The 25312-nt window shown below is 50.1% G+C and carries 25 protein-coding genes and 3 tRNA genes; 27 read left to right on the top strand and 1 reads right to left on the bottom strand.

All coding sequences use genetic code 11. The features are described 5' to 3' along the window. Nucleotides 1–57 precede the first annotated feature (57 nt). Complete coding sequence (gene sigK, locus PUQ60_RS02660; RefSeq protein WP_022358454.1) at nucleotides 58–687, top strand: RNA polymerase sporulation sigma factor SigK; 630 nt, start codon at nucleotides 58–60, stop codon at nucleotides 685–687. Nucleotides 688–886: 199 nt separating this feature from the next. Here sigK and galE read toward each other — a convergent pair whose 3' ends face one another. Beyond that, on the bottom strand, nucleotides 887–1912 hold the full coding sequence (gene galE, locus PUQ60_RS02655) for a UDP-glucose 4-epimerase GalE (RefSeq protein WP_117795725.1): 1026 nt from the start codon (nucleotides 1910–1912) through the stop codon (nucleotides 887–889). A gap of 361 nt (nucleotides 1913–2273) precedes the next feature. Between galE and PUQ60_RS02650 the strand changes: the two genes are divergently transcribed. From PUQ60_RS02650 to PUQ60_RS02525, 26 genes are all read left to right on the top strand, one after another. Then, the gene (locus PUQ60_RS02650; RefSeq protein WP_273380396.1) at nucleotides 2274–3896 is read left to right on the top strand and encodes a putative DNA modification/repair radical SAM protein; all 1623 of its coding nucleotides are present in this window, start codon (nucleotides 2274–2276) and stop codon (nucleotides 3894–3896) included. 20 nt (nucleotides 3897–3916) lie between these two features. Further along, on the top strand, nucleotides 3917–4714 hold the full coding sequence (locus PUQ60_RS02645) for a TIGR03915 family putative DNA repair protein (RefSeq protein WP_273380398.1): 798 nt from the start codon (nucleotides 3917–3919) through the stop codon (nucleotides 4712–4714). A 329-nt stretch (nucleotides 4715–5043) separates the two neighbouring features. Then, nucleotides 5044–5337, top strand: a complete 294-nt coding sequence (locus PUQ60_RS02640) for a hypothetical protein (protein ID WP_273380400.1) — start codon at nucleotides 5044–5046, stop codon at nucleotides 5335–5337. A gap of 183 nt (nucleotides 5338–5520) precedes the next feature. Beyond that, nucleotides 5521–5913, top strand: coding sequence for a GntR family transcriptional regulator (locus PUQ60_RS02635; RefSeq protein ID WP_022358566.1), 393 nt, complete (start codon nucleotides 5521–5523; stop codon nucleotides 5911–5913). Next, a complete protein-coding gene (locus PUQ60_RS02630) occupies nucleotides 5900–6799 on the top strand; it encodes an ABC transporter ATP-binding protein (protein WP_022358565.1) in 900 nt (299 codons plus the stop codon). Before PUQ60_RS02635 ends, PUQ60_RS02630 begins: the two co-directional genes overlap by 14 nt. After that, nucleotides 6774–9191 (top strand): DUF6449 domain-containing protein, encoded by a 2418-nt coding sequence (locus PUQ60_RS02625; protein WP_273380403.1) that lies wholly within the window; start codon nucleotides 6774–6776, stop codon nucleotides 9189–9191. The genes PUQ60_RS02630 and PUQ60_RS02625 overlap by 26 nt, the downstream gene beginning before the upstream one ends. A gap of 249 nt (nucleotides 9192–9440) precedes the next feature. After that, on the top strand, nucleotides 9441–10016 hold the full coding sequence (locus PUQ60_RS02620) for a zinc ribbon domain-containing protein (RefSeq protein WP_273380405.1): 576 nt from the start codon (nucleotides 9441–9443) through the stop codon (nucleotides 10014–10016). Nucleotides 10017–10019: 3 nt separating this feature from the next. After that, nucleotides 10020–10526 (top strand): small multi-drug export protein, encoded by a 507-nt coding sequence (locus PUQ60_RS02615; protein ID WP_022358562.1) that lies wholly within the window; start codon nucleotides 10020–10022, stop codon nucleotides 10524–10526. A gap of 213 nt (nucleotides 10527–10739) precedes the next feature. After that, a complete protein-coding gene (locus tag PUQ60_RS02610) occupies nucleotides 10740–13412 on the top strand; it encodes a heavy metal translocating P-type ATPase (RefSeq protein ID WP_273380408.1) in 2673 nt (890 codons plus the stop codon). Between the two features lie 73 nt (nucleotides 13413–13485). Further along, entirely contained in the window at nucleotides 13486–13821 is a 336-nt protein-coding gene (locus PUQ60_RS02605) for a metal-sensing transcriptional repressor (RefSeq protein ID WP_022358560.1), read from the top strand. 130 nt (nucleotides 13822–13951) lie between these two features. Then, a tRNA-Pro gene (locus PUQ60_RS02600) sits at nucleotides 13952–14025 on the top strand. Nucleotides 14026–14043: 18 nt separating this feature from the next. Further along, nucleotides 14044–14115, top strand: a tRNA-Glu gene (locus PUQ60_RS02595). Between the two features lie 45 nt (nucleotides 14116–14160). Further along, nucleotides 14161–14233 (top strand) — tRNA-Thr (locus tag PUQ60_RS02590). A 237-nt stretch (nucleotides 14234–14470) separates the two neighbouring features. Then, nucleotides 14471–15814, top strand: a complete 1344-nt coding sequence (locus PUQ60_RS02585; RefSeq protein ID WP_273380822.1) for a Mur ligase family protein — start codon at nucleotides 14471–14473, stop codon at nucleotides 15812–15814. A 55-nt stretch (nucleotides 15815–15869) separates the two neighbouring features. Beyond that, nucleotides 15870–16025 carry a hypothetical protein gene (locus tag PUQ60_RS02580; RefSeq protein ID WP_022358683.1) on the top strand — a complete coding sequence of 52 codons (156 nt, stop codon included), beginning with the start codon at nucleotides 15870–15872 and terminating at the stop codon, nucleotides 16023–16025. A gap of 6 nt (nucleotides 16026–16031) precedes the next feature. After that, nucleotides 16032–17453 carry a tetratricopeptide repeat protein gene (locus PUQ60_RS02575; protein ID WP_273380824.1) on the top strand — a complete coding sequence of 474 codons (1422 nt, stop codon included), beginning with the start codon at nucleotides 16032–16034 and terminating at the stop codon, nucleotides 17451–17453. A 192-nt stretch (nucleotides 17454–17645) separates the two neighbouring features. Continuing rightward, a complete protein-coding gene (locus PUQ60_RS02570; RefSeq protein WP_022358681.1) occupies nucleotides 17646–17993 on the top strand; it encodes an anti-sigma factor antagonist in 348 nt (115 codons plus the stop codon). A gap of 142 nt (nucleotides 17994–18135) precedes the next feature. Continuing rightward, nucleotides 18136–18594: an anti-sigma F factor gene (spoIIAB, locus tag PUQ60_RS02565; protein ID WP_273380840.1), complete on the top strand. Its 459-nt coding sequence runs from the start codon at nucleotides 18136–18138 to the stop codon at nucleotides 18592–18594. Further along, complete coding sequence (locus tag PUQ60_RS02560; RefSeq protein WP_118468787.1) at nucleotides 18587–19309, top strand: SigB/SigF/SigG family RNA polymerase sigma factor; 723 nt, start codon at nucleotides 18587–18589, stop codon at nucleotides 19307–19309. Before spoIIAB ends, PUQ60_RS02560 begins: the two co-directional genes overlap by 8 nt. A 120-nt stretch (nucleotides 19310–19429) precedes the next feature. Next, a complete protein-coding gene (locus PUQ60_RS02555) occupies nucleotides 19430–19642 on the top strand; it encodes a hypothetical protein (RefSeq protein WP_022358678.1) in 213 nt (70 codons plus the stop codon). Continuing rightward, on the top strand, nucleotides 19639–20274 hold the full coding sequence (locus tag PUQ60_RS02550) for a stage V sporulation protein AA (protein WP_273380827.1): 636 nt from the start codon (nucleotides 19639–19641) through the stop codon (nucleotides 20272–20274). Before PUQ60_RS02555 ends, PUQ60_RS02550 begins: the two co-directional genes overlap by 4 nt. Continuing rightward, nucleotides 20264–20827: a stage V sporulation protein AB gene (locus tag PUQ60_RS02545; protein ID WP_273380829.1), complete on the top strand. Its 564-nt coding sequence runs from the start codon at nucleotides 20264–20266 to the stop codon at nucleotides 20825–20827. The genes PUQ60_RS02550 and PUQ60_RS02545 overlap by 11 nt, the downstream gene beginning before the upstream one ends. Nucleotides 20828–20842: 15 nt before the next feature. Continuing rightward, nucleotides 20843–21292: a SpoVA/SpoVAEb family sporulation membrane protein gene (locus tag PUQ60_RS02540; RefSeq protein ID WP_117795708.1), complete on the top strand. Its 450-nt coding sequence runs from the start codon at nucleotides 20843–20845 to the stop codon at nucleotides 21290–21292. 436 nt (nucleotides 21293–21728) lie between these two features. Then, a complete protein-coding gene (gene sufC / locus PUQ60_RS02535) occupies nucleotides 21729–22499 on the top strand; it encodes a Fe-S cluster assembly ATPase SufC (RefSeq protein ID WP_107000429.1) in 771 nt (256 codons plus the stop codon). Nucleotides 22500–22598: 99 nt separating this feature from the next. Then, entirely contained in the window at nucleotides 22599–24005 is a 1407-nt protein-coding gene (gene sufB / locus PUQ60_RS02530) for a Fe-S cluster assembly protein SufB (RefSeq protein WP_273380833.1), read from the top strand. A 91-nt stretch (nucleotides 24006–24096) separates the two neighbouring features. Continuing rightward, nucleotides 24097–25239: a SufD family Fe-S cluster assembly protein gene (locus PUQ60_RS02525; protein WP_273380835.1), complete on the top strand. Its 1143-nt coding sequence runs from the start codon at nucleotides 24097–24099 to the stop codon at nucleotides 25237–25239. Nucleotides 25240–25312 lie beyond the last annotated feature (73 nt).

Genomic DNA, 25312 nt, shown 5'->3' with positions numbered 1-25312 from the left:
TGGAAAAGCCACCGAAGCATAAACTATCAGTAAGTAAGCTTCAGGGTGGCTTTTTCTTTGCATACATTTCCAAAGCCTTTGACACCTGGAGAGGAACGGTCCTGTCTGGAACGCATGAAAGAGGGAGACCATGAGGCACGCAATACTCTGATAGAGCGAAATTTACGGCTGGTGGCGCATGTGACCAGAAAATATCAGGGTACAGATTATGAAATGGAAGATCTCCTGTCGATCGGCACCATCGGGCTCATTAAAGCGGTCAATACGTTTCATCCGGAGCGGGGATCGCGGTTGGCGACGTATGCGGCGAAATGTATCGAGAATGAGATTCTGATGACCTTCCGTGCTGGTAAAAAATATGCAAAGGATATCTCGTTATATGACCCGATCGGGGTAGATAAAGATGGAGAAACCGTCAGCCGGATGGATGTGCTGGAGGCAGAAGGAAAAGAAGTTCTGGAAACCATTATTTTAAAGCAGGAAATTGAACAGCTTTACCGCGCCTATGAGGCGTGTTTAAAAGAAACAGAGAAAATCGTCTTACGCAGTCGGTACGGGCTGTTTGGCGGAAAGGAACAGACGCAGCGGGAGATTGCCGCCAGACTTGGGATTTCGCGTTCTTATGTGAGCCGGATCGAGAAGCGGGCGCTGGAAAAAATGCGGCGGGGATTTGCGGAACACAAATAAAGAACAGAAAAAGCGGCTGGCAGATGTTAGGGTGGACATCTGTCAGCCGCTTTTGTCATGTAATAGGAAATTTCCTGGAATTCCCTATTACACAAAAAGGCGCTAACGTGCCAATGATGCGCACTCGCGCGAAGCAGAAACATGTCGCAAGCGACCGCGCTCGGCGCGAGAATGTGCCAAGCACATTCTTTTTCATCTCTTAGTCCTCAGCGTCCCGATATCCGTTCGGGTTCATCGACTGCCATTTCCAGGAGTCAGCGCACATCTCCTCAATGCCGTACTGAGCTTCCCAGCCGAGTTCATTTTTCGCTTTGGTAGCATCGGAGTAGCAGGTTGCGATATCGCCGGCGCGGCGTGGCTTGATTTCATAAGGAATTGTTTTGCCGCAGGCTTTTTCGTAAGCCTTGACAACATCGAGTACGCTGTAGCCTTTGCCGGTGCCGAGGTTGTAGATATATACGTCTGGCTTATCGTTAAATTTCTGGAGTGCTTTTACATGACCGACCGCAAGGTCAACTACGTGGATGTAATCGCGCACACCGGTTCCGTCCGGAGTCGGGTAATCATTGCCGAAGACACCGAGACATTTCAGCTTGCCGACAGCAACCTGTGCGATATAAGGAACCAGGTTGTTCGGGATTCCCTTCGGATCCTCGCCGATCAGACCGCTCTTGTGTGCACCGATTGGGTTGAAGTAGCGGAGCAGAACGACATTCCATTCCGGATCTGCCACGTGCAGGTCAGTTAAAATCTGCTCAAGCATTCCCTTTGTCTGACCGTAAGGGTTTGTGATTTTGCCTTTCGGGCATTCTTCGGTGATCGGGACGAATGCCGGATCTCCGTATACGGTAGCGGAGGAACTGAAAATGATTTTCTTGACGCCATGATTGCGCATTACGTCGCAGAGAATCAGGGTTCCGGTGATATTGTTGTGGTAATATTCCAGTGGCTTCGCAACGGATTCCCCGACTGCCTTTAAGCCTGCAAAATGAATGACCGAATCGATGGATTCTTTTTCAAAAATCTCATTGACTGCCTCGCGATCCAGCATATCTGCCTTGTAAAAGGTTACATGCTTGCCGGTGATTTTCTCCACGCGGCGCAGCGCTTCCTCACTGGCATTGTAAAGGTTGTCCATGACAACGACCTCATATCCGGCGTTTAAAAGTTCGATGCAGGTATGACTGCCGATGTAACCGGCGCCTCCAGTAACTAAAATAGCCATTGTAAACTCCTCCTTCATCCTACCTATAAGAATAATTCATTCTATACCTTTAATCTTTCTTTATTATAAACGCGGCTTGCGAGGAAAACAATCAGAAATATTGTCATGTGTTATCGAAATTATATTTTAAGAGAAAATTTAAAGGCGGAGATTGGCAAGGTTCGGATACAGTTCTGTCTGCAGATTTTGCTGATTTGGAATGCGAAGCATCAGCAAAATCCCGTTACTGGGCATGCGTGAACAGTAACACATATGGGAATAATGACAGAATGTATGTTCGAAAAAGCTTGCATTTAAAAAGGGAGTATGGTATGATAAATCCAGAACTAATGTTCGGTAGGACGGGAGGAGGAAGAACCTCATGCTGATACAGGAAAATCTTTCAATCGAAGAAAAGTTAAGAATTTTATCGGATGCGGCGAAGTATGACGCCGCCTGCACATCCAGCGGCGTGGGTAGAAAGGGAAAGGAAGGCTTTCTTGGAAACAGCCGGGTGGACGGCATCTGCCACAGTTTTGCCTCGGATGGGCGCTGTATCTCCCTGCTGAAAATTTTATTTACGAACCAGTGCATCTATGACTGTCATTACTGTGTCAACCGTCGGAGCAATGACACGGTCCGTACCTCCTTTACGCCGGAGGAGGTCTGCCGTCTGACGATGGAATTTTACCGGCGCAACTATATAGAAGGATTGTTTTTAAGTTCCGGTGTGCTGGAGACACCGGATCACACGATGGAACTGCTGTATCAGACCTTGTACCGCCTTCGGCGCGTCCATCGATTTAACGGTTACATCCATGTGAAAGCAATTCCGGGGGCAGATCCGGAGCTGATTGAGAGAGTGGGCTTTCTGGCGGACCGGATGAGTGTGAATCTGGAGCTTCCGACGGCTGATGGTCTGGCGCGCCTGGCACCGGGAAAGACGCGGGACAAGATACTGCGCCCGATGCGCCAGATCCAGACTGGGATCGCGAGACAGCTGGAGCAGGAAGGGCGTCTGGAGAGCAGAGGGGCATGGCTTCCGCAGAAAGAGCGCGGAGAAATTCAGATTCCGGGAGACGGGAGATATGGAATTGGTGGTAAAGCGATAGGAAAAGGGGAAAGGGAATGTCTGCAGGCTGACAAGGGAATTCTGAGTCTGAATCAGACAGAGACAAAGATGGATTGGGGGCGGAATGGAGACAAGGTAAAAGGATTTATGAGGTCGAAAGAGTCGGGGGAAACGGATGAAAGGGTTGGAAGGACACATACACCGGAGATCCCCCGTGTCATCCCGGGACGCTCGATCTATGGCAGTTTCGGACTGGGAAATATCTCAAACAGCAAGAATTATTTCGTCCCCGGCGGTCAGAGCACGCAGCTCATTGTCGGGGCGACTCCGGAGAGTGATTATCAGATGGTTGCAGTCGCGGAAGCGCTGTATCGGAATTTTGGATTAAAGAGGGTCTTTTATTCGGCGTTTATCAAGGTGAATGAGGACAGCCTGCTTCCGGATCTTCCGGACGGACCGCCGCTTCTGCGAGAACACCGTCTGTACCAGGCGGACTGGCTGATGCGCTACTATGGCTTCCGGGCGTCGGAACTTCTGAGTGAAAAACACCCTAATTTTAATGTGTTTCTGGATCCGAAGTGCGACTGGGCGCTGCAGAACCTGGGAGAGTTCCCGGTGGAGGTAAACCGGGCACCGTATGAGATGCTTCTGCGGGTTCCGGGCATCGGGGTAAAGTCTGCGATGCGGATTGTCGCTGCGAGAAAGCAGACGGCGCTTCGGTTTGAAGATTTGAAAAAGATGGGAGTTGTGTTGAAGCGGGCGGTATACTTCATTACCTGTTCAGGGCGGATGATGTACCCGGTGCAGATCCATGAGGATGCGATCGCGGCACAGCTAGTCAGTGAAGAAAAGCGGAAGCAGTGGCAGCTGTCACAGAGCGGGCTGTACCGCCAGATGTCGTTGTTTGATGATTTTCATATGGCGCAGGTATGAAACGAACGGAGGAGAGAAAAATGGTTGTATTTGTATGTGAAGACAGTCCGGAAGGCATATTCACAGGAGTATATGATGCCTGGAGCAGCCGCTTGGGGCATGAGAACGTGCGGCTGGAAGTACAGGGCGAATATAATTACAGCCTGTTTTCGGAGTACCGGGAGGTGGCGGTGGATCAGCTCAAGGCGCAGAAAGTCGTGCGCTCGGTGCGCAGATCCCTGTCAGAACTGGCGTACAGCTGGATTTACCGCACGGCACTGAGTGAACGGGATGATCGGGCAGAGGCGGTCTACCGGTTTCTGGTCTGTGGATTTGGCGCAGGGGCAGCAGGGAGACGTATCACGGACAATTTACAGATACCGGCGGTGCAGGCAGTCTTTCAGATCAACCGCGCGGTTGCCAATGAAGCGCATTTGCAGATAGAATTTATGCGGTTTGCGGAATATTCCGATCAGGTACTATTTTCTGAGATTGGTCCGAAAAACCGGGTGACGGCATTGCTGATGCCGTATTTTACGGATCGCCTGCCATCGGAACCATTTATTATCTATGATAAAAATCATCAGGAAGCGGGAGTCTGGACAGGAAAGGGGCGGTGGTATATGATGCGCGGGGCTGATACAGAACCCCTGCAGGCGCTTTCCGGGAAAACCGATCAGAGCGAATATGCGGCGCTCTGGAGTGCATTTTTTCATCAGATAGGAATTAAGGAGCGGGAAAATCCAGCCTGCCAGCGAACGCGCCTGCCGCTTCGCTACCGGAAATATATGACGGAATTTCAGTCCGGTTCCAACCGTTCAAATTTGGCTAAATTGTGAACAAATCGTAAACACAAAATCGGGAAAATTGTTCATAAAGAAACGAAAAAAGAATAAAAATAAGCTGGAAACCGGGAAAAAGCAGCATTGAAACGAGAAAACTGCCGCATATATATTAAGATTTAAAGACTTAAAAAAATGATGTAAAACCAACAGAAACAAGGATTTTTCTTACGAAAGCTTTCGTTTTTTGTAAGAAATATGGGATTTATTTAGTGAATGTTAATTATCTGTTCATATTTTGGACATAATTTGTTTTTATTATAAGTCCTGTACCGATGAGGTACAAGAAAACATAAATCGTATGTTTTAAAGAGGAGAGAATAATTATGAGAAAGAATCTTACAAAAACAGCAGCAATCTTAGTTATGAGTGCAATGGTAGCAGCATCTGCTTTGACCGCTTGCGGCAGCAAGGCAGAGGAGACAACTGCAGCAGCAGAGGAGACTGTAGAGGCAGAAGAGACTGAGGCAGTTGAGGAGACTGAGGCTGAAACAGAAGAGACTGAGGAAGTTTCCGAGGAAGAGACCGAAGAGGCATCTGAGGAAGAGACTGAGGCAGCTGAGGAGACTGAGGCTGAAACAGAAGAGACTGAGGCAGTTGAGGAGACACAGGCTCAGTAATCAATCTTTGATTGCAGAAGTTTGTTTCTATTCGGATATAACCAAAAAGGTTGTTAAGAAAATCGTAAGAGGGCAGTCGGTTGACAATCGACTGCCCTTTTTGTATACTATAACTGTATTAAATGAACTAATACACTTATGATTTTTGATACAGGGCAGAATGGAGGAAAGGAGAATGTGAGCATGATTCTGATTGATTATAAAGATCGACGACCTCTCTATGAGCAGATTGTTGAGAAGCTGTCGGATCTGATGGTCCGGGGAATTTTGGAGCAGGACAGTCAGCTTCCATCCGTGCGGAGTCTGGCAACGGAGCTGTCGATGAATCCGAATACGATCCAGCGGGCGTACGCAGAGCTGGAACGCCAGGGATATATTTATTCGGTTAAGGGCAGGGGCAGTTTTGTGGCGGATAACCGGCAGATCCGGGAGAGGAAGCGGCAGGAGATCTGGGATCAGCTGGAACTTCTGATCCGGGATGCAAAAGGAACCGGCATCACGATGCTGGAGTTCCAGGAGCAGGTCATCCAGAGCTATGGAAGTGAGAAAGGAGGAAACAGGAATGATAAAGGCTGAGAATCTGACGAAGCGTTTTTATGATACAGTGGCAGTCGATCATATCCATGCGGAGATTCACAATGGAAGTGTCTTTGGTCTGATTGGAACCAACGGCGCCGGAAAAAGTACTTTTTTGCGGATGGCAGCCGGTATTTTAAAGCCGGACGAAGGAAGCGTTACGGTTGATGATGAGACGGTATTTGAGAATACAAAGGTAAAGGCACGGTGCTTTTATATCCCGGATGAGCCGTATTTCTTAAGCAATGGAACGGCGGAAGATATGAAGGTGTTTTATCAGGGAATTTATCCGAAGTTTGATGCAGCCCGGTTTGATAAACTGCTGAAGAATTTTGAACTGGAAAGCCGACGGAAGGTGCAGACCTTTTCAAAGGGTATGAAAAAACAGCTCGCTGTGCTGCTGGGCATTTGTGCGGGAACCGATTATCTGTTCTGCGACGAGACGTTTGACGGGCTGGATCCGGTCATGCGGCAGACGGTCAAGAGTCTTTTTGCTAATGATATCGAGGAGCGGAACCTCACGCCGGTCATCGCCTCTCATAATCTGCGGGAGCTGGAAGATATCTGCGACCATGTAGGTCTGCTTCACAAGGGAGGAATGCTTCTCTCAAAGGATCTGGACGATATGAAGTTAAATATTCACAAGATTCAGTGTGTGCTTCCGGCGGGAGTGGGGAGCAGCGATTTGCAGGGAATCGATATTATAAAGACGGAACAGAGGGGAAGTCTCCTGACTCTTACCGTGCGCGGAAAACGGGAAGAGATTCAGACAATTTTACAGGCGTATCATCCGGTGTTTTTTGAAATGATACCGCTTTCCCTGGAAGAGATCTTTATCAGTGAAACGGAGGTGGCTGGTTATGACATCAAAAGGCTTGTTTTTTAAATATATGAGAGAAAATACGAAGCAGCGTCTCTGGAGCGTGGCGCTTACCGCACTTTTGTGCTTTTTTCTGTTTCCGGTCCTGACAGCGCTGGAAACCAGCATAATGCTGCGTCCGGATAACTTGTCTAAAGATCTGAGCGTCGAAGCGGCGTTAGCAGAAGCAAAATTAAAGCTGACCAATGAGATGCTGAATATGTATTCGATCCAGAATGTAATGCTGGTATTTATCCTGATTGTGGCGGCAGTGGTGCTGGCAGCGTCCGGTTTTTCGTATCTCCATTCGAAAAAGAAAACGGATTTTTTTCACAGCCTTCCGATCAGCCGTGAAATGCTTTATACTGTGACCTGCCTGGACGGTATCCTGTATCTGGCAGTCCCGTATCTGGTATTTCTGCTGGCGGCAGGAGTGATGCTGCAGGTAAAGGGCGCACCATTTTCATGGGGAACCCTGTTGATTGGGTATGTACAGCATATGTGCTTTTTTACACTGGTGTACATGACGGTTGTGCTGGCAGTGATTCTGACAGGCAATCTGATCGTGGGTTTACTGGGAACCGGCGTGCTTTTTAGCTGGGGACCGGGTGTGGCTGCAGTGGTATCGACGTATTTTTCCGAATACTTCATGACGTTTTATGACAATGGAAATTTTCTGCTGCGCTGGTGCGAGCGCACCTCACCGGTTTTCTGGTACGGCACGGCAACTGGTTCGGATCATCCCACCCGGATGGCAGTCATTGCATTGGCAGTGGCAGCCCTGATCTTTGGTCTGGGAATGTTCCTGTACTGGAAACGCCCGTCTGAGGCGGCGGGAAGAGCGATGGCATTTAAGGTAAGTGAGCCGGTGATCCGTTTCCTTCTGGTTGTGCCGATCACGCTGTTTTCCGGAATGATTTTCCGGTCAATCCTGAATGATGATATCTGGACCGTGTTTGGCTTGATCTGCGGACTGCTCATCACCAGCTGCCTGATCGAAATTATCTATCATTTCGATTTTAAGAGCTTGTTTGCACATAAGAGACAGCTTGTCATCAGTGCGGTGGCAGTGGCAGCCATTTTCTTAGGGTTCCGCCTGGATGTGGCAGGATATGACAGCTATCTGCCGGATGCTGACAAGGTTGCATACGCGGGTATTTACTGTGATGCGCTGGACAACAATGCGGCAGGGGCTTACCATGTGACTCCGAGAATGTATAGGGATGGCTACAGTGCTGGAATGGAATGGGCGTCCCAGGGAGATGTGGCAGATAAAATGCAGATCTCGGATGAGGATGGAATCCGTGTCCTGCGGGAAATTGGCGCGCAGGGCATCGAGACAGCTTCCAGACAGAGGAAGCATTTGAACGGCGGACAGGATTGGATGAGTGAGACGGATCTGGATTCACGCTATGATTCGATCGTGCTGTCCTGGCATCTGAACAATGGAAAAACCGTTTACCGTAATTACCGCACGATCAATGTAACGGAGCTGCGGGAACAGCTAGATTCCATTTATGAAAATCAGAGCTATAAACTGGGAATGTACCCGGTGCTGTCCCTACAGGCAGACGATGCCGCAGGCGTCAATTACAAAGAGGGAGAGGACTGCAGCCATGTGAAGCTTCCGGATGAGCAGACGAAGGCGGCGCTTCTTGCTGCATACCAGAAAGAGCTGATGGCTCTGACGCCGGATATGCGCCGGGAGGAGATGCCGATCGCGGAGATTCAGTTTAAGACAAATGAGATGCAGGCGATGATTGATGTGATTCGTAAAAATGGCGGCTATTATGACACATTTAACCAGTTTGATTATTACCCGATTTATCCGTCCTTCCAGGAGACGATCGCGATTCTGAAACAGTGTGGTACCGAGGTCGGCAGCAAGGTGACGCCGGAAAATACAGAAAAAATCGTGCTTCAGTATCAGGGCGGCAAGATTCCGGAGGATCAGCTGGCACCGGCAGATACAGAGCTTGGAAAACGCCAGCGGGAGTATCTTCAGAATAACAGCAGACGCGAGGTGACGATTACAGATCCGGAACAGATTGCAGAAATTCTTGCAAACTCCGCTTCGGATGATATGGTGCAGATCAATCAAATGGCGGAGGTATATCAGGGGATCAATATTGCAGTATATGTGTTCAGTACAGAGGACACAGGGGCAGTTTCAGAGGATGATTTGAGGGATTCGGTAAATTCAATGGAGGAAAATGAGATAGGTCAGACATATACGGTGGATGCCGGTCAGAATGCCCTGTATGATGGGGAATATGCGGCGGACTATGAAATGGATGAATCGGGTCAGTATGGCATCTACCAGCGCTCGTTCCGCTATGGCAAGGTTCCGGAGTTTGTGAAATCGACCTTCGGCCTGACACCGGAATTGATGCGGCTGAACCGGGTGTTTGCGTATTAAAAAAGCTGCCTGGAGTTGATTCAGGGATGCAAAAGATTGACTTTCTCCCCCGTAGGGGCTAAAATAAAGGGAAACGTAGCGGTTCAGCCGGTTTATGTATTTGATGCAAAAACCGGCTGAATCGTTATGAGAAAATATCAGACGCTTTGGTTTTGCATGAACCTGCCTTTGGATTTAGAACAGCGATGCGCCGTCACATCAGGCAGAACAAAATTTGAGGCGTACATATCCCGCAGAGGAGGAAGAAATATGGCATTTTTCGATGAGCTTGGAAAGGTGATCAGCGATAAGAGCAAGGAAGCTGCGAACCGGGTAAAGGACATTACAGGCGTATTACAGCTGAAATCGAAGTTGTCCGCCGAGAAAGATAAGATTAATAAGGCATATATCACACTGGGAAAAGCATACTATGACAGACATGAGGGCGAGCTGGAAGGGAAATTCGCAGATGAGTTCCATACTATCCAGGCTGGGCTTGTGAAGATTGCGTCCCTGGAGGATGAGATTGCCGAGTTAGAGGGCACAAGAGTCTGCGCGGAGTGCGGCGCAAAGGTGGAGAAAAATGCGGCATTCTGCAGCCGGTGCGGTGCGCCGATGGATTCGACGACATCTGCAGATGTGCATGAGCCGGAAGAACCGGAGGAGATGCAGGAGACTATCTTTGAAGAGAAGGATGAAGCTGCAGCAGATGAGGCGCTTGACAACGCAGAAACAGAAGGCACGGCTGACTCAGACGCGGATTCCGCGGATGCTTCGGACTCTGTTTCGGAGAACACCACCGATACTGCGGCACAGAATGAAAATAACAGCGGGGAGCAGGCATAATTTATGGATTCACTGGTACAATGGTTTACAGCTAATTTATCCGGAGTCATATCGAAGGAGGCAATTATCTTCATTATCTCGATGATTCCGATTCTGGAACTTCGAGGCGGGCTTCTGGCTGCGTCACCGGCACTCTTAAACGTGCCGATCCTGCGGGCGATCCCGATCTGTATCGTGGGAAATATCCTGCCGATCCCGTTTATCCTGCTTCTAATCCGCCATGTGCTGGAGTGGATGAAGAAGGTTCCGTGTTTCCGTGGTATTGCGCTCTGGCTGGAACGCAAAGCGATGAGCAAAAAAGGGCAGATCGAGAAATATGAGTTCTGGGGGCTGATGCTCTTTGTCGGCATCCCGCTTCCGGGAACCGGCGCATGGACAGGCGCGCTGGTGGCATCCCTGCTCCACATGAAATTTGGCAAGGCATTTGGCGCGATTTTAGTCGGTATCGCGCTGGCGACGGTGATTATGTCGATTCTGTCCTACGGCGTGCTGGGCGTGCTGTTTGGATGATGCACAGATAAAAATGGAATAATGTCTATGCCCGCCAAAGGGCGGCATGGATGCGAATGTATAAAAGACTCTGTACGGGGAAATTCTCCGGACAGGGTCTTTTTGCGCGTGACTGTGAAGGTACTGAACCGTTACAGATTATAAATGAAATTGGGGTTGACATATACCCAGTGGGGGTATATTATAAGGACAGTTAAGAGATAGGAGGAGACCATGAAGCAATATACAGTAACCGGCATGAGCTGCGCGGCATGCAGCAGCCGGGTTGAAAAGGCAGTATCGAAAGTGCCGGGTGTCACGGCATGCTCGGTCAGCCTGCTGACAAATTCGATGGGCGTCGAGGGCGAAGTGCCGCCGGAGACCGTGATTCATGCAGTGGAAGATGCCGGATATGGCGCATCCCTGAAAGGACAGGGCGCTGCAGCGCAGGCGCAGAGCGCGTCGGAGGCAGAGGACGCCTTAAAAGATCGGGAGACGCCGGTTTTAAAACACCGTCTGATCGCATCGCTGGGATTCTTAGCAGTCCTTATGTATATGTCGATGGGACATATGATGTGGGGCTGGCCGCTGCCGCACTTTATGGATGGCAACCATGTGGCGATGGGACTTTTACAGCTCCTTTTAGCCGGAATTATCATGGTGATTAACCAGAAATTCTTTATCAGTGGTTTCAAGGGACTTTTACACCGCGCCCCGAACATGGACACGCTGGTAGCACTTGGTTCTGGCGCGTCGTTTATTTACAGCACATATGCGTTGTTTGCGATGACGGACGCACAGTTAAAGGGCAACGACACGGCAGTCATGTCCTACATGCATGAATTTTACTTTGAGTCGGCGGCAATGATTCTGGCGCTGATCACAGTCGGAAAAATGCTGGAGGCGCGTTCCAAGGGAAAAACGACGGATGCCTTAAAGGGACTGATGAAACTGGCACCGAAGACAGCTGTTATCATCCGGGATGGAGTGGAAAAAAAGGTTCCGATTGAAGAGGTAAAGAAAGGTGATGTATTTGTTGTACGCCCAGGTGAAAATATCCCGGTGGACGGCGTGGTCCTGGAAGGAGCAAGCGCGGTCAACGAGGCAGCACTGACCGGCGAGAGTATTCCGGTGGATAAGGCACAGGGTGACCCGGTTTCGGCGGCAACGGTCAACCAGTCTGGTTATCTGCGCTGTGAGGCGACCAGAGTCGGTGAAGATACCTCCCTGTCGCAGATTATCCGCATGGTCAGCGACGCGGCGGCGACGAAAGCGCCGATCGCCAAGATTGCAGACCGGGTTTCCGGCGTGTTTGTCCCGGCGGTTATCACGATCGCAGTGGTGACAACGATTATCTGGCTGCTGGCAGGACAGACGTTTGGATTCGCACTGGCGCGAGGTATTTCCGTATTGGTTATCAGCTGCCCGTGTGCACTGGGACTGGCTACGCCGGTTGCGATTATGGTCGGCAACGGCATGGGCGCGAAAAATGGAATCTTGTTCAAGACAGCTGTTTCGCTGGAAGAAACCGGAAAAATGGACATTGTAGCGCTTGATAAGACGGGTACGATCACCAGCGGCGAGCCGCGTGTGACCGACGTCATCCCGTCCGGAGGTGTGACTGAGAAGGAGCTGGTAAGCCTGGCGCTTTCCCTGGAAAAGAAGAGTGAGCACCCATTGGCGAAAGCTGTTCTTCTCTATGCAAAAGAACAGCAGGTGGATGCGCCGGAGGCGGCTGATTTCCAGGCGCTGCCGGGTAATGGACTTTCCGGTACGTTAAACGGCGCTTCATTGGCAGGCGGAAGCTTTTCCTATATCAGCGGACATACGACGGTGTCCGCACAGGAACAGGCATCCTTTGAGCGCCTGGCATCGGAAGGCAAGACACCGCTGTGCTTTATGAAAAATGGTCGTCTGGCTGGTATGATTGCCGTGGCAGATGTCATCAAGGAAGACAGCCCGCAGGCGGTCAAGGAACTGCAGAACATGGGAATCCGTGTGGTCATGCTGACCGGAGATAATGAGCGGACCGCCCGTGCGATTGGGGCACAGGCTGGTGTGGATGAAGTCATTGCCGGAGTACTTCCGGATGGGAAAGAGAGTGTCATCCGCAGCCTGAAAGAACAGGGCAAGGTGGCAATGGTCGGTGATGGTATCAATGATGCCCCGGCGCTCACGCGTGCCGATATAGGTATCGCGATCGGAGCCGGTACAGATATCGCGATTGATGCCGCGGATGTGGTGCTGATGAAGAGCCGTTTGAGTGATGTTCCGGCGGCAATCCGTCTAAGCCGTGCGACGCTTCGAAATATTCACGAAAACCTGTTCTGGGCATTCTTTTACAATGTTGTGGGTATTCCACTTGCAGCTGGTTTGTGGTATCCTATCTTTGGATGGAAATTAAATCCGATGTTCGGCGCTGCAGCGATGAGCTTATCCAGCTTCTGCGTAGTGACGAACGCGCTGCGGCTAAATCTGTTTAAGATGCACGATGCATCGAAGGATCATCCGATGCGGAAGAGGGCTGAGAAGGCTGCTAGTAAAGGTGGAGAAAAGGCAGAAAACGCAGGTGCAGTTAGGATGGGGGCAGAAGACACCCGGTCAATTGGACAAACAGCAAATGGAAATGAGACTGTTTCAAAAGAAATGCAAAAAAGTGAGAATCAAAAAAATAATATAAATATGGAGGAAATAACGATGACAAAGACAATGAATATCGAAGGAATGATGTGTGGACACTGTGAGGCACGCGTAAAGAAGGCGTTGGAGGCACTGGCAGGCGTGGAGAGCGCAGAGGTCAGCCATGAGAAAGGAACCGCGGTCGTAAGCATGAGTGCGGATGTGGCGGACGATACGTTGAAAGAGGCGGTTGAGGCACAGGATTATAAAGTGGACTCGATTCAGTAGGATGAAAAAAGCTGCGAAATGGTAGAATTAATATGCCATTTCGCAGCATTTTGATAAAAGATAGGAGAAAAGCATGGGCTGTTGTAAATGTGAATCACAAGCGCAGGTCTGTCAGGGAGGAGAGACGGAACGTCACAAACACAGAAACCTGACCGAAGAAAAAGATCTGCTGAAACGTTTAAACCGGATCGAGGGACAGGTGCGCGGTGTGAAGGCGATGGTGGAAGACGAGCGATACTGCGTCGATATATTAAACCAGGTATCAGCGGTTCAGGCGGCGCTGAACAGTTTTTCCAAAGTCCTGCTGTCCAACCATATCAAAACCTGTGTGGTCGATGATATAGAGGCGGGAAATGGGGAAGAAGCGGTTGAGGAGCTGTGCAAGACGATTCAGAAGCTGATGAAGTAAATATAAATTTATTGAATTGAGCAAACACAAGCAACTATAGCGAAATATTAAACATAATAAATATTTTTAAAAATTCTTCAAAAAAAGTGTTGACATTCTCCTGGATTTATATTATACTACGTCATGTAATCGAGGCGTGGCTCAGTTTGGTAGAGCGCTGCGTTCGGGACGCAGAGGTCGCGTGTTCGAATCACGTCGCCTCGATTCTATTATAAAACATACGGCCTGTTGGTCAAGCGGTCAAGACGACGCCCTCTCACGGCGTAAACCCGGGTTCGATTCCCGGACAGGTCATCGAAAGTTGCTTTGGGTTTTCCAGAGCATTTTTCAAATTAAAATGCTTCCTTGGCTCAGTTGGTAGAGCGACGCATTCGTAATGCGTAGGTCGCCGGTTCAAGTCCGGCAGGGAGCTGATGAGTGGAACCCCTCTTGATTATCAAGAGGGGTTTCTTGCATAATAGGAAATACCTTGGAATTCTCCATTGCCTGTGAACAGTTACTATTACACAAGAAGGTACAGCCTTTATTCCATATAACCACTTGCACGATCTCCGCAAATGATATAAAATAATAACATACAAAAGACAAGGCGGCAGACGGCAGAGTTCGTACTGCCGCTTCCGTTTGCCAGGAAAGGATATTTCATGCCATGAGACAAGAAGAATGGACGGTAGAAGCGGCAGATGCATATCTGAATGAGATACCGAAATTTACCAGTGAAAAACATACGGCGGAGGGGCTTCGCAGGATGCTTTCATACCTGAATGCATTGCCGCGGGAGGAAAGAATCATACATGTGGCCGGAACAAATGGAAAAGGGTCGGTCTGCTCGTTTCTCGATGCGGTTTTGCAGAAAGCCGGGAAGCGGACGGCGCGGTTTACGTCTCCTCATCTGGTGCGCGTGACGGAGCGTTTTTCTTTTGATGGACGGGAAGCAGACGATGCACTGTTCCTGGAGGCATTTGAGGCGGTTAAGGCATCATATGTTCATTTTGAGCAGGAAGGACTGGGACATCCGACGTATTTTGAATATCTGTTTTTGATGTTCATGTGGATGGTGCGCCGGAAAAAGCCGGAGTATGTGATTCTGGAAACGGGGCTTGGCGGACGGCTGGATGCAACGAACTGCATCGAGCATCCAGCGCTTACGGTTATCACTTCGATCAGCCTTGACCATATGGAATACCTGGGCGGCACGGTGACACAGATCGCGGGCGAAAAGGCGGGAATCCTGAAAAAAAATATGCCGGTGGTGTACGATGATACGGATGCGGCGGCTTCGGCTGTTATCAGAAATCGGGCGGCGGAACTTTCCTGTCCGGCATATCCGATCAGCCCGGCAGTGTATACGGATCTTCGGCGGGAACATGGCGGGATGATTCTGATGATAAAAGAGAAAAGCCAGCCTCTGTTTATTCCCTTCGAAGCGGAATATCAGGCAGTCAACGCCTGCATCGCTTACCAGGCGGCGCGGCTTCTTGCAGTGGACGGGGAGACAGCGGCAGCGGGCATCCGGAATGCGGTATGGCGCGGACGCATGGAGGAGATCCAGGACGGAGTTTATCTGGATGGCGCTCACAATGAGGGCGGAATCCGTGCGTTTGCGGGCGCGGCGGCAGAGGTGGCAGCGCGCAGAAGAGAAGAGTCAGGGAAAGATGGTCGGATTTTTCTGCTGTTTGCAGCCGTTTCAGATAAAAATTATGAATCGATGCTGGAAACACTGATGCGGAAACTGAAGCCGGATCGATTGGTGCTGACTCATTTATATACATCGCGGGCACTTCCGATGGAGGCGATGGAAAAAGCAGCACACCGGGTGGCAGAAGGCTGTGAGGTTCAAAGTATACCAGATGTAAAAACAGCTTATCAGACACTGGTTCAGGAAAAACGTCCGGAGGATACCTGCTTCTGTGTGGGTTCTCTGTATTTAATCGGAGAGCTGGAGAAAAAGATTTCCCGAACTGGATTTGACAGCACCGTCAGAATGGTGTAAGATTAGCGGGAATGTATATTCATGTAATAAAAGGAAGAGACTCTGGAGGAAAAACATGAGTGGCGAAGGAATGACAATCAATTTCGAGGAAGAAATCGAACATTTTAAACCGAGTCTGGAGGTCGAGGAGGTCGGCGAGGCGATCGTGAAGAGTGACCTGACAGATATGTCGGATATCATGATGGAACTTTTAAAACATATGAAGGAATAGGCGGACATGATGGATCGAACAAGAAAAATTCGCCTGATTTCCAACAGCTTTTACAATGCCGGGCTGGAACGGGCAAAGAGACGGGATTTAACAGGGGCGGTCGAGTATCTGAAAAAATGCCTGAACCTGAACAAGTATCATATTGATGCCAGAAATCTTCTCGGACTTATCTATTATGAGATGGGTGAGGTGTCGGAGGCGCTGGTGCAGTGGGTTATCAGCATGAACTTTAAGGAACAGGATAACCGGGCTGATTATTATTTAGACCAGATTCAGCGCAAACAGGATCGTCTGGATCAGGCGAGCGCGACGATTCAGAAATATAATCAGGCGCTTCTGCAGGCGCAGACCGGAAGCGACGATCTGGCGACCTTACAGCTTACAAGAGTTGTAGAAGCTAATCCGAGATTTGTAAAAGCGCATCTTCTATTGGCTCTTTTGCATATTAGTCATGAGGATTATACGAAAGCGGGCAAATCCCTGTATAAGGTACTCAAGATTGATAAAAACAATCCCAAGGCGAACTGGTATATGGAGATTGTTAAGGAACATACCGGCAAGGCGGATATCGAGCGGAGAAAGCTGAAAAACGCATTTTCCCACCGTCAGATGCAGGATGATGATGTCATTATGCCGCCGACGTACAAGGAGAATACGGGACTGCAGTCGGTGCTCAATATCGGCGCTGGACTGCTTTTGGGCGCGGCAGTTATCTTTTTCCTGGTGATGCCAGCCAAGATTAAGCAGGCAAATAATGCACATACGCAGGAAATGCTCCAGTACAACGAGCAGCTCAATCAGAAAAATGAAGAGATTGACAGTTTAAATGAGAGCATTGAGACCTCGAAAAAGGACAAAGAAGAGGCGGAGAACAAGCTGGATACGATGCTCAACAGCAATGACAGCGTTCTGAACCAGTATGCGAAGCTCGTCAAAATGCTGCAGGCATACCGCAACAATAACCTGGCAGAGGCAGTTACCTATTATGAGGGCTTTGATCCGTCGTTATTTACGGACGAGACGGTCGTTTCCATTGCCAACGGGGTAAAGCAGGACATCGAGACAAATGGCTACCAGACGCTGGAGGATCTGGCATACACGATGTGGTCGGCAGGCCGTATGGCGGAAGCACTGGCAGATTACCAGACCTGTCTGGCGATCCGTCCGGCAAACCCGAAGGTTATCTTCAGCATGGGTATGATTTACCGGGCACAGGGCGAGACAGACAAGGCGGTCGAAATGTTTACGCAGATTGTGACCCAGTATGCGGATTCCGAGCAGGCGGACAAGGCAAGACAGCAGCTCGCCGAGCTTGCGCCGGATAACCAGCAGGCTGCAGTTCCAGGTCAGTCCATCATCAGTCAGGGAGAGGCTGCGGCGGATGAAACGGCAGCAGGCAGCGGAGCGGAGACGCAAGCGGCGCAGTAAGTACAAATATAATACGGCAGATAATTAAGAAGAAAAGCACTGTAAAGATAAAAACTTTACGGTGCTTTTTTGTGTAATAGGAAATTCCTTGGAATTCCCTATTACACAAAAAGGCACTAACGTGCCAATGATGCGCACTCGCGCGAAGCAGAAACATGCCGCATAAAAAATCGAAAAAGGGGGAATCCTGATATGGAACGAAATATGTTTACATACGAAGCGATCGATTCGGCGCTGGTGATTCATCTGCCGAAGGAGGTAGATCACCATAACTGCCTGACACTCAAATATGAAACAGACCTGCTTCTGGCGGAAAATTATATTAACCGGATTATTTTTGATTTTTCGGGGACGGAATTTATGGATAGTTCCGGGATCGGTGTGATTCTCAACCGGTATAAGCAGATGGAGGGCAGCAGCGGCACGGTGGCGGTGTACGGGGCAGGCGAGCGGATGCGCCGGATTTTGCGGATCGGCGGCGTGTATCGTTTGGTGCAGTCGTACCGGACGAGAGAGGAGGCACTGGATGGGAGACATTAAAGGAGAGATGAATATGTATGCGGATGATATATCTGTATCAGAAACGGAAGTGAAAGGAAAACTTAAAAAAATAAAAAATTCAGAAGAATACAGAAAATTTGAGCAGAATGAACAGAGACAAGCAGAGAAGAATGGCACGTGGATGCACCTGGAGATAGACAGCCATTCATCGAACGAGGAGTTTGCCCGTGTCACAGCGGCAGTCTTTATGAGTCGGATGAATCCGACGATGGAGGAGCTGGAGGATGTGAAAACGGCGGTCTCGGAGGCGGTGACAAATGCGGTGATTCATGGGTATAGCGATGAAATCGGAATTATTTACATAGAAGCGCGGATTGAGGGAGAAGAACTGATAATTTCGGTCCGGGATGAGGGAAAAGGAATCCTGGATGTGGAAAAGGCGATGGAGCCGATGTATACGACAGACACGACCGGCGAGCGCTCAGGGATGGGCTTTTCGTTTATGGAAGCGTTTATGGATGAGGTCGAGGTGGAGTCCAAGGTGGGCTGCGGAACGTGTGTGACGATGAAAAAGCGAATTGGAAGGGGATATATGAATAAAGAGCAGGAAGAAAAAGAAACGGCAGAGTCCTATGGATAAAACCATCGAGCAGATCAAACGGGCACACCAGGGCGATAAGACGGCGCGGGAGGCGCTGGTAAAGGACAATCTGGGACTTGTATGGAGCATTGTCCGCCGCTTTGCGGGGCGGGGGTGTGAGACGGAGGACTTATTTCAGATCGGAAGTATCGGGCTGTTGAAGGCGATTGATAAGTTTGACCTATCATATGAGGTGCGTTTTTCGACGTATGCGGTGCCGATGATTGCGGGGGAGATCAAACGTTTTCTCCGGGATGACGGGATCATCAAGGTCAGTCGTTCCATCAAAGAGCAAAACCAGCGGCTCCGGGCAGCGCGGGAAGCGCTCTGCACGGCGCTTGGGCGGGAGCCGACGTTGGAAGAGCTGGCGGCGCAGATTGGAGTGAGCTGTGAGGAAGCTGCCGCATCGATGGCGGCGGACAGTCCGGTTGAATCGCTCTCTGCACCAGCCAGCGCCGGGGAAGAAACTGGCCTTCTGCTTCAGGACCGGATTGCTGGGGAGACAGCGGAGAATGAGGTTCTGCTTGACCGGATGCTTTTGGGAGATTTGCTGAAAATGCTCAATGGACGGCAGCGGGAGATCATTGTGCGGCACTATTTTTATGATCAGACACAGACTCAGATCGCGGCGCAGCTCGGCATTTCACAAGTACAGGTGTCGCGGATCGAGCGGAAAATATTAGGGCAGATGCGCGCAAAGCTGGAAGAAACATGAGAAAAAAGACAGGCTCATAATTCAGAATATATGAATGTGCATACTCCATTGAAAGACAGCCATACTACTGGATACAGGAACTTTTGGAGTTTCCAGAATACACAGGAAGGATGGAAAAAAATGACGGGAAATGTGAAAGTGACAATGAAAAAAAAGATGGGAATCTGTATCTGGGTCGGATGCATGATTCTGATTGTGGCAGCGCTCTGTCTGTGTCTGATGGCAGTGGGGCGGGACAGCGTCTACATTGACGGAACCTTCGTACAGCATTCCGGGGACAGCGCGGAGGCATTTTTGAGACCGGAGGCACAGACGGAGAAGGCAGCATTATGACACAGACGGTCTATCTGAAACTCAGCCAGATCACGCAGGTACATGAGAAAAATGTACCGCTTGCAAGCCTGGGAGAAGTTTATTGCAGTGAAAAAAGCGTGGAAAGCCGCTGCCGTGCGATGATCGTGAAGAGGATCCGCGGCGGCGGGAAACAGCGCGAAAGCCGTCTGGTTGGAAACGTCATGGAGATTATCCAGCAGATTGAACGGGAAATTCCGGGGACATCGGTGCAGAATCTGGGGGAGACGGACTATGTCATTCATTATCAGCCGCCGCGCCGTCAGGCGCTTGTCTGGCAGTGGTGCAAGACGCTGTTCGTCTGCCTGATTTGCTTTTTCGGGGCGGCATTTGCGATCATGACATTCAACAACGATGCAAACGTGCTGGATGTATTCAGGAAAATATATGAGATCACGACGGGGCAGGCGTCGGACGGAACAACGCCGTTGGAGGTCGGTTATTCGATCGGGCTTCCGGTGGGGATTTTGCTGTTTTTTAACCATTTTACTTCGTGGAAATTCAGTCTCGATCCGACGCCGCTGGAGGTAGAAATGCGCCTGTATGAGGAAAATGTCAATAAAACGCTGATTCAGAACGAGGAGCGGAAGGAGGATGACATCGATGTTTCTTAAAGAAGCGCTGCTTTTGCTGGCAGGGCTGGCGGCGGGAAGCACGGTGGCAGCAGGAGTCTACGCCTTTCTGGTGGTCATCGGCGTTTATCCGCGCCTGATTGGAAAGACGGCGACGGCGTCGAAGGGGAAAATCTTCTTGTATGAGACGATTATCGCGCTGGGAGGATTGTTTGGAAATGTGGTGGATTTATTTACAGAGAAAGTGAAACAGCTGACCGGGAGTTTTCTGAGAATAGCGTGGCCAGCGGCAATGCCGGAGGCAGAGTTGTGGCAGAAGGCAGCAGAAGGCGGTGGCAGAACGGGAGCTGGTGCTGGATTTCTGGTGATGCTTGGAAATGTCTCCGGACAGCTGCTTCTAGCGGCTGCGGGACTTTCCTGTGGTATTTTTGTGGGCTGCCTCGTCATGTCGCTGGCAGAGACATTGAAAGCCCTGCCGGTGCTGAGCCGCCGCCTGCGTCTGGCAGTGGGGCTGCCATATCTCCTTCTCGCGATTGCGGCGGGGAAATGTGCGGGTTCGCTGTATTATTTCTTATATGGAATTGGAAGACAGTAGAAGAGAGGAGAAACCATGGAAGCCAGAAAAGATCAATATGAAGCATATGTCAAATCGGTTACGCCCGTCCACAGTACATGGAAAAATGTGTTGATGGCGGGCATTTCCGGCGGGCTGATCTGCCTGGCGGCGCAGATCAGCACAAATTGTCTGGTTCAGACAGGCATGGAGGAGAAAACGGCGGCGCTCTGGACGATGCTGGGACTGATTCTGCTCAGCGTTATCCTGACAGGGGCAAATGTATTCCAGAAGCTGGCGCGCGTTTTTGGGGCTGGTGTGCTGGTTCCGATCACCGGATTCGCCAATTCAGTTGCATCCCCGGCGCTGGAATACAAGGCGGAAGGGCAGGTATTTGGTGTCGGATGCAAAATATTTACAATCGCGGGTCCGGTGATCCTGTATGGGATTCTGAGTTCGTGGGGATTAGGGGTTGTGTATTGGGGGTGGATGATGCTGACTCAATAATAAACGAAAAAAAGTCTCAATAATATAATAAGAATCTTTCTTGTTTTGTGAAAAATGAGGGTTTACAATCTGGAAATAAATACCTATAATAGCCATAGGGTAATCTGGCCGTCTGAACAGTCAGATTTATCTCAGTCGAGAAGACTCCCACCTCTTCAGGTGGTGAGTAATGGCAAATTTGTCTCAGTGGGAGTTGGGTCTCCGACTGAGATAAACGCTCCGCGAGGATGCGCAGTGATTCTGATAGGAATATGTCAGCTTTGCTGACCAGAATCACGCGCCAAGTCTCACGGACGTTCGACTTGAATATAAAAAAAAGGAACCAGAGAGATGGACGTTTGCTAAGAGGGATAACCGCTTTCGTGACGAGGCGGCTGTCACAGATCAGACAGACCGAGCATGAATGTCTCAGCCGGTCCCGGAAATGGAGTGCTTTATGGCAGAAAAAGTGTTAGAAGTAAATCAGATAAAAGCAAATATAGAAGAAAAAGAGATCCTGCACGGCGTTGATTTGAGCGTCGGCGCAGGAGAGGTACATGTCCTGATGGGACCGAACGGCGCGGGCAAATCGACGCTCGGAAACGTCCTGATGGGAAACCCGCGATATCAGATCACGGGCGGTCAGATCTTATTTAAGGGTGAGGATATCACACATGAGTCCACGGACAAGCGTTCCAAAGCCGGTATGTTCCTGTCCTTCCAGGAGCCGCTGGAGGTACCGGGACTTTCGCTGGAAAGTTTCCTGCGGAGCGCGATGCGCCAGCAGACTGGCAAGAACTTAAAGATCTGGGAATTTCATAAACAACTCAAAAAGGCGATGGACATTCTCCAGATGGATGAATCGTATGCACAGAGAAGCTTAAACGTGGGCTTTTCCGGTGGTGAGAAGAAAAAATCTGAGATTTTACAGCTGATGCTCTTAAATCCGAGTCTGGCAATCCTCGATGAGACAGACTCTGGTCTGGATGTTGATGCAGTCCGTCTGGTTTCTAAGGGTGTGGAAGAGTACCAGAAGAACCAGAACGGCGCGCTTCTTATTATCACGCACAGCACCCGGATTCTCGATGCACTGCATGTTGACTATACGCACATCATGGTAGATGGAAAGATCGTGGCAACCGGTGACGGCTCCCTGGTTGATAAGATCAATCAGGAAGGCTACGAATCCTTTATCCGTGAGGCGGGTGTGGCAGACGCCCGGAACTAATCGTTACTGTTCGCAGGCAGGCATTTTTGAAATCGAAGGTGCCGCAGGATAACGCGACAGTAATAACGAATCAGCACGGGTAATATGGAGGCATCAAACATGAAAGAAAAAACGTATGTAGATGACATTGATCGCAGCGTCTACGATATAAAAGACAAAGAAAATGACGCATATAAAGTAAAAGCGGGTCTGACCCCGGAGATCGTTGAGAAGATTTCTAAGGAGAAAAATGACCCAGCATGGATGCAGCAGTTCCGTCTGCAGTCCTTACAGATTTACAATTCCCTGCAGGTTCCGAACTGGGGACCGGATATCGAGGATCTGGACATGGATAACATCGTAACCTATGTCCGCCCGAAATCCAAGATGAGCGCCAAATGGTCGGAGGTTCCGAAGGACATCAAAGATACCTTTGAGCGTCTGGGAATCCCGCAGGCGGAGCAGAAATCACTGGCAGGCGTGGGCGCCCAGTATGACTCGGAGTTAGTATATCATAACGTGCGCGCGGAGGTAGCGGCGCAGGGCGTTGTCTACACCGATCTGGAGAGCGCAATGCACGGCGAATATGCGGAAATGATCCGGACGCATTTTATGCATCTGGTCAAACCGCAGGAACATAAATTTGCAGCGCTGCACGGGGCGGTCTGGTCCGGCGGCTCTTTTGTGTACGTGCCAAAGGGCGTGTCGGTTACGATCCCGCTTCAGTCCTATTTTCGTCTCAATGCACCGGGAGCCGGACAGTTTGAACATACTCTGATCATCGTTGATGAGGGGGCATATCTGCATTTCATCGAGGGCTGTTCTGCGCCGAAATATAACGTAGCAAACCTGCATGCGGGCTGTGTCGAGCTGTACGTCGGCAAAAATGCGAAACTCCGCTATTCGACGATCGAGAACTGGTCGAAAAATATGTACAATTTGAACACCAAGCGCGCGAGTGTGGAAGAGGGCGGAACGATCGAGTGGGTATCGGGTTCCTTTGGTTCCCATGTATCGTATCTGTACCCGATGAGTATCTTAAAGGGCGATGATTCAAGAATGGAATTTACCGGCATTACTTTTGCCGGAGAAGGTCAGAACCTCGATACCGGTGCGAAGGTAGTCCACACGGGCAAACGGACGTCTTCCTATATTAATACGAAATCTATTTCCAAGGACGGCGGTATCAGTACGTTCCGAAGCAGCGTGCAGATTGGAAAACAGGCATCCGGTTCTAAGGCATCGGTTTCCTGCCAGTCTCTGATGCTGGATGATATTTCACGTTCCGATACGGTCCCGGCGATGGATATCCGGACCCGCGACGCGAACGTCGGCCATGAGGCAAAGATCGGACGGATCAGCGACGAGGCTGTTTTCTATCTGATGTCACGCGGCATCAGCGAGGAGGACGCGCGCGCAATGATCGTCAGCGGATTTGCGGATGATGTATCGAAGGAGCTGCCGCTTGAGTACGCGGTTGAGATGAACAACCTGATTCAGCTTGAGATGAAAGGCAGTATCGGATAATAGATGGTTACTGTTTGCAGCGGGGATTTTGAAATAACAGATTCTGCTGCGGGGCATGCAAGTGCATGAATGGTAACGACAGGAGGAAACAATGGGACAGAAAGAAATGACAGTAAACATTCTTCCGACCCGAACCTGGAACCGGCTGGGAATGAACGAAAGCCAGATACAGATTGAGTGGCCGGAGGAAAGTGTTTTGATAAAACCGGAGCGCCTGGCAGCAGGTGTGACCTGGGAAAAAGAAATCTCCGGAAAAGAGTGGGACGAGATTCAGACCGGCATGGGACGCGAGTACGATGCGATGGCGGCGGAATGCGGAATGGCTGGCGCAAATAGAACGGACACTGTAAATGGAACGGCTGTTGCAGAAGAAAATGCCGGTGCGGGAAGTATCTACCGGCTGACAGCGGAAGCGGCAGCTGTGCTGCAGAATGAAAATACAGAATGGACGGTTCTCTGCGTCGATTACAAAAACGGCAGTTACCAGAACCGCCTCTGCCTGGATGCAAAGGAAAACAGCCGCTTAAACGTGCTGATCGTATTCCGCTCCGGGGAGGACGCACAGGGAACATCCTCGTTCCAGGTAAAGGTCCATGCGGAAAAGAATGCAAAGGTACAGCTTCAGGAAGTGCAGCTTCTCGGCGCCGGATATACCTGCCTGAGTGATATCGGTGTGTCCTGCGGGGAAAATGCCACATTTGAGCTTTTGAAACTGGAGCTGGGCGCAGGCAAGGTCTACGCGGGCTGCCTGACCGAGCTGGAAGGAAAAAAGAGCGCATTTGACGCGAAGATCGGCTATTACACCAGTGTAAACCAGAAGCTGGATATGAACTATACAGTACGCCACCGCGGCAAAAAGACAGAGAGTATGATGGAAGTCTCTGGCGTTTTGCAGGACGGTTCCTCCAAGCTGTTCCGTGGAACGATCGATTTCGTGCCGGGATGCGCCGGGGCAAAGGGAACTGAGCGCGAGGATGTGCTGCTGCTCGGCGATGACATCGTAAATCAGACAATTCCGCTGATTCTGTGTGCAGAAGAAGATGTCGAAGGAAATCACGGCGCTTCGATGGGCGATCTGGACGATGCAACGCTGTTTTATCTGTGCTCCCGCGGACTGTCGAGAGAGGAAGCTGAGCGCATGGTAGCGCGGGCGAGAATCGACGCGCTGAATGAGCTGGTAGCAGACGAGGCAGTACAGAAGCAGGTTCAGGAGTTCATGAACCAGAAGCGATAATAAAATGAAAAAACTGTAAGTTGGCTGCGGTTTGTTTTTGCAGCAAGTATACAAACAAATATATAAGAAGGAA

Origin of the sequence: Clostridium sp. AF02-29 (assembly GCF_934835585.1) — a bacterium.
In the GTDB taxonomy this organism is placed as follows: Bacteria; Bacillota; Clostridia; order Lachnospirales; family Lachnospiraceae; genus Otoolea; species Otoolea fessa.
Note: the sequence above shows the minus strand (reverse complement) of the source record. Positions and strands in the feature narration are given on the sequence as shown.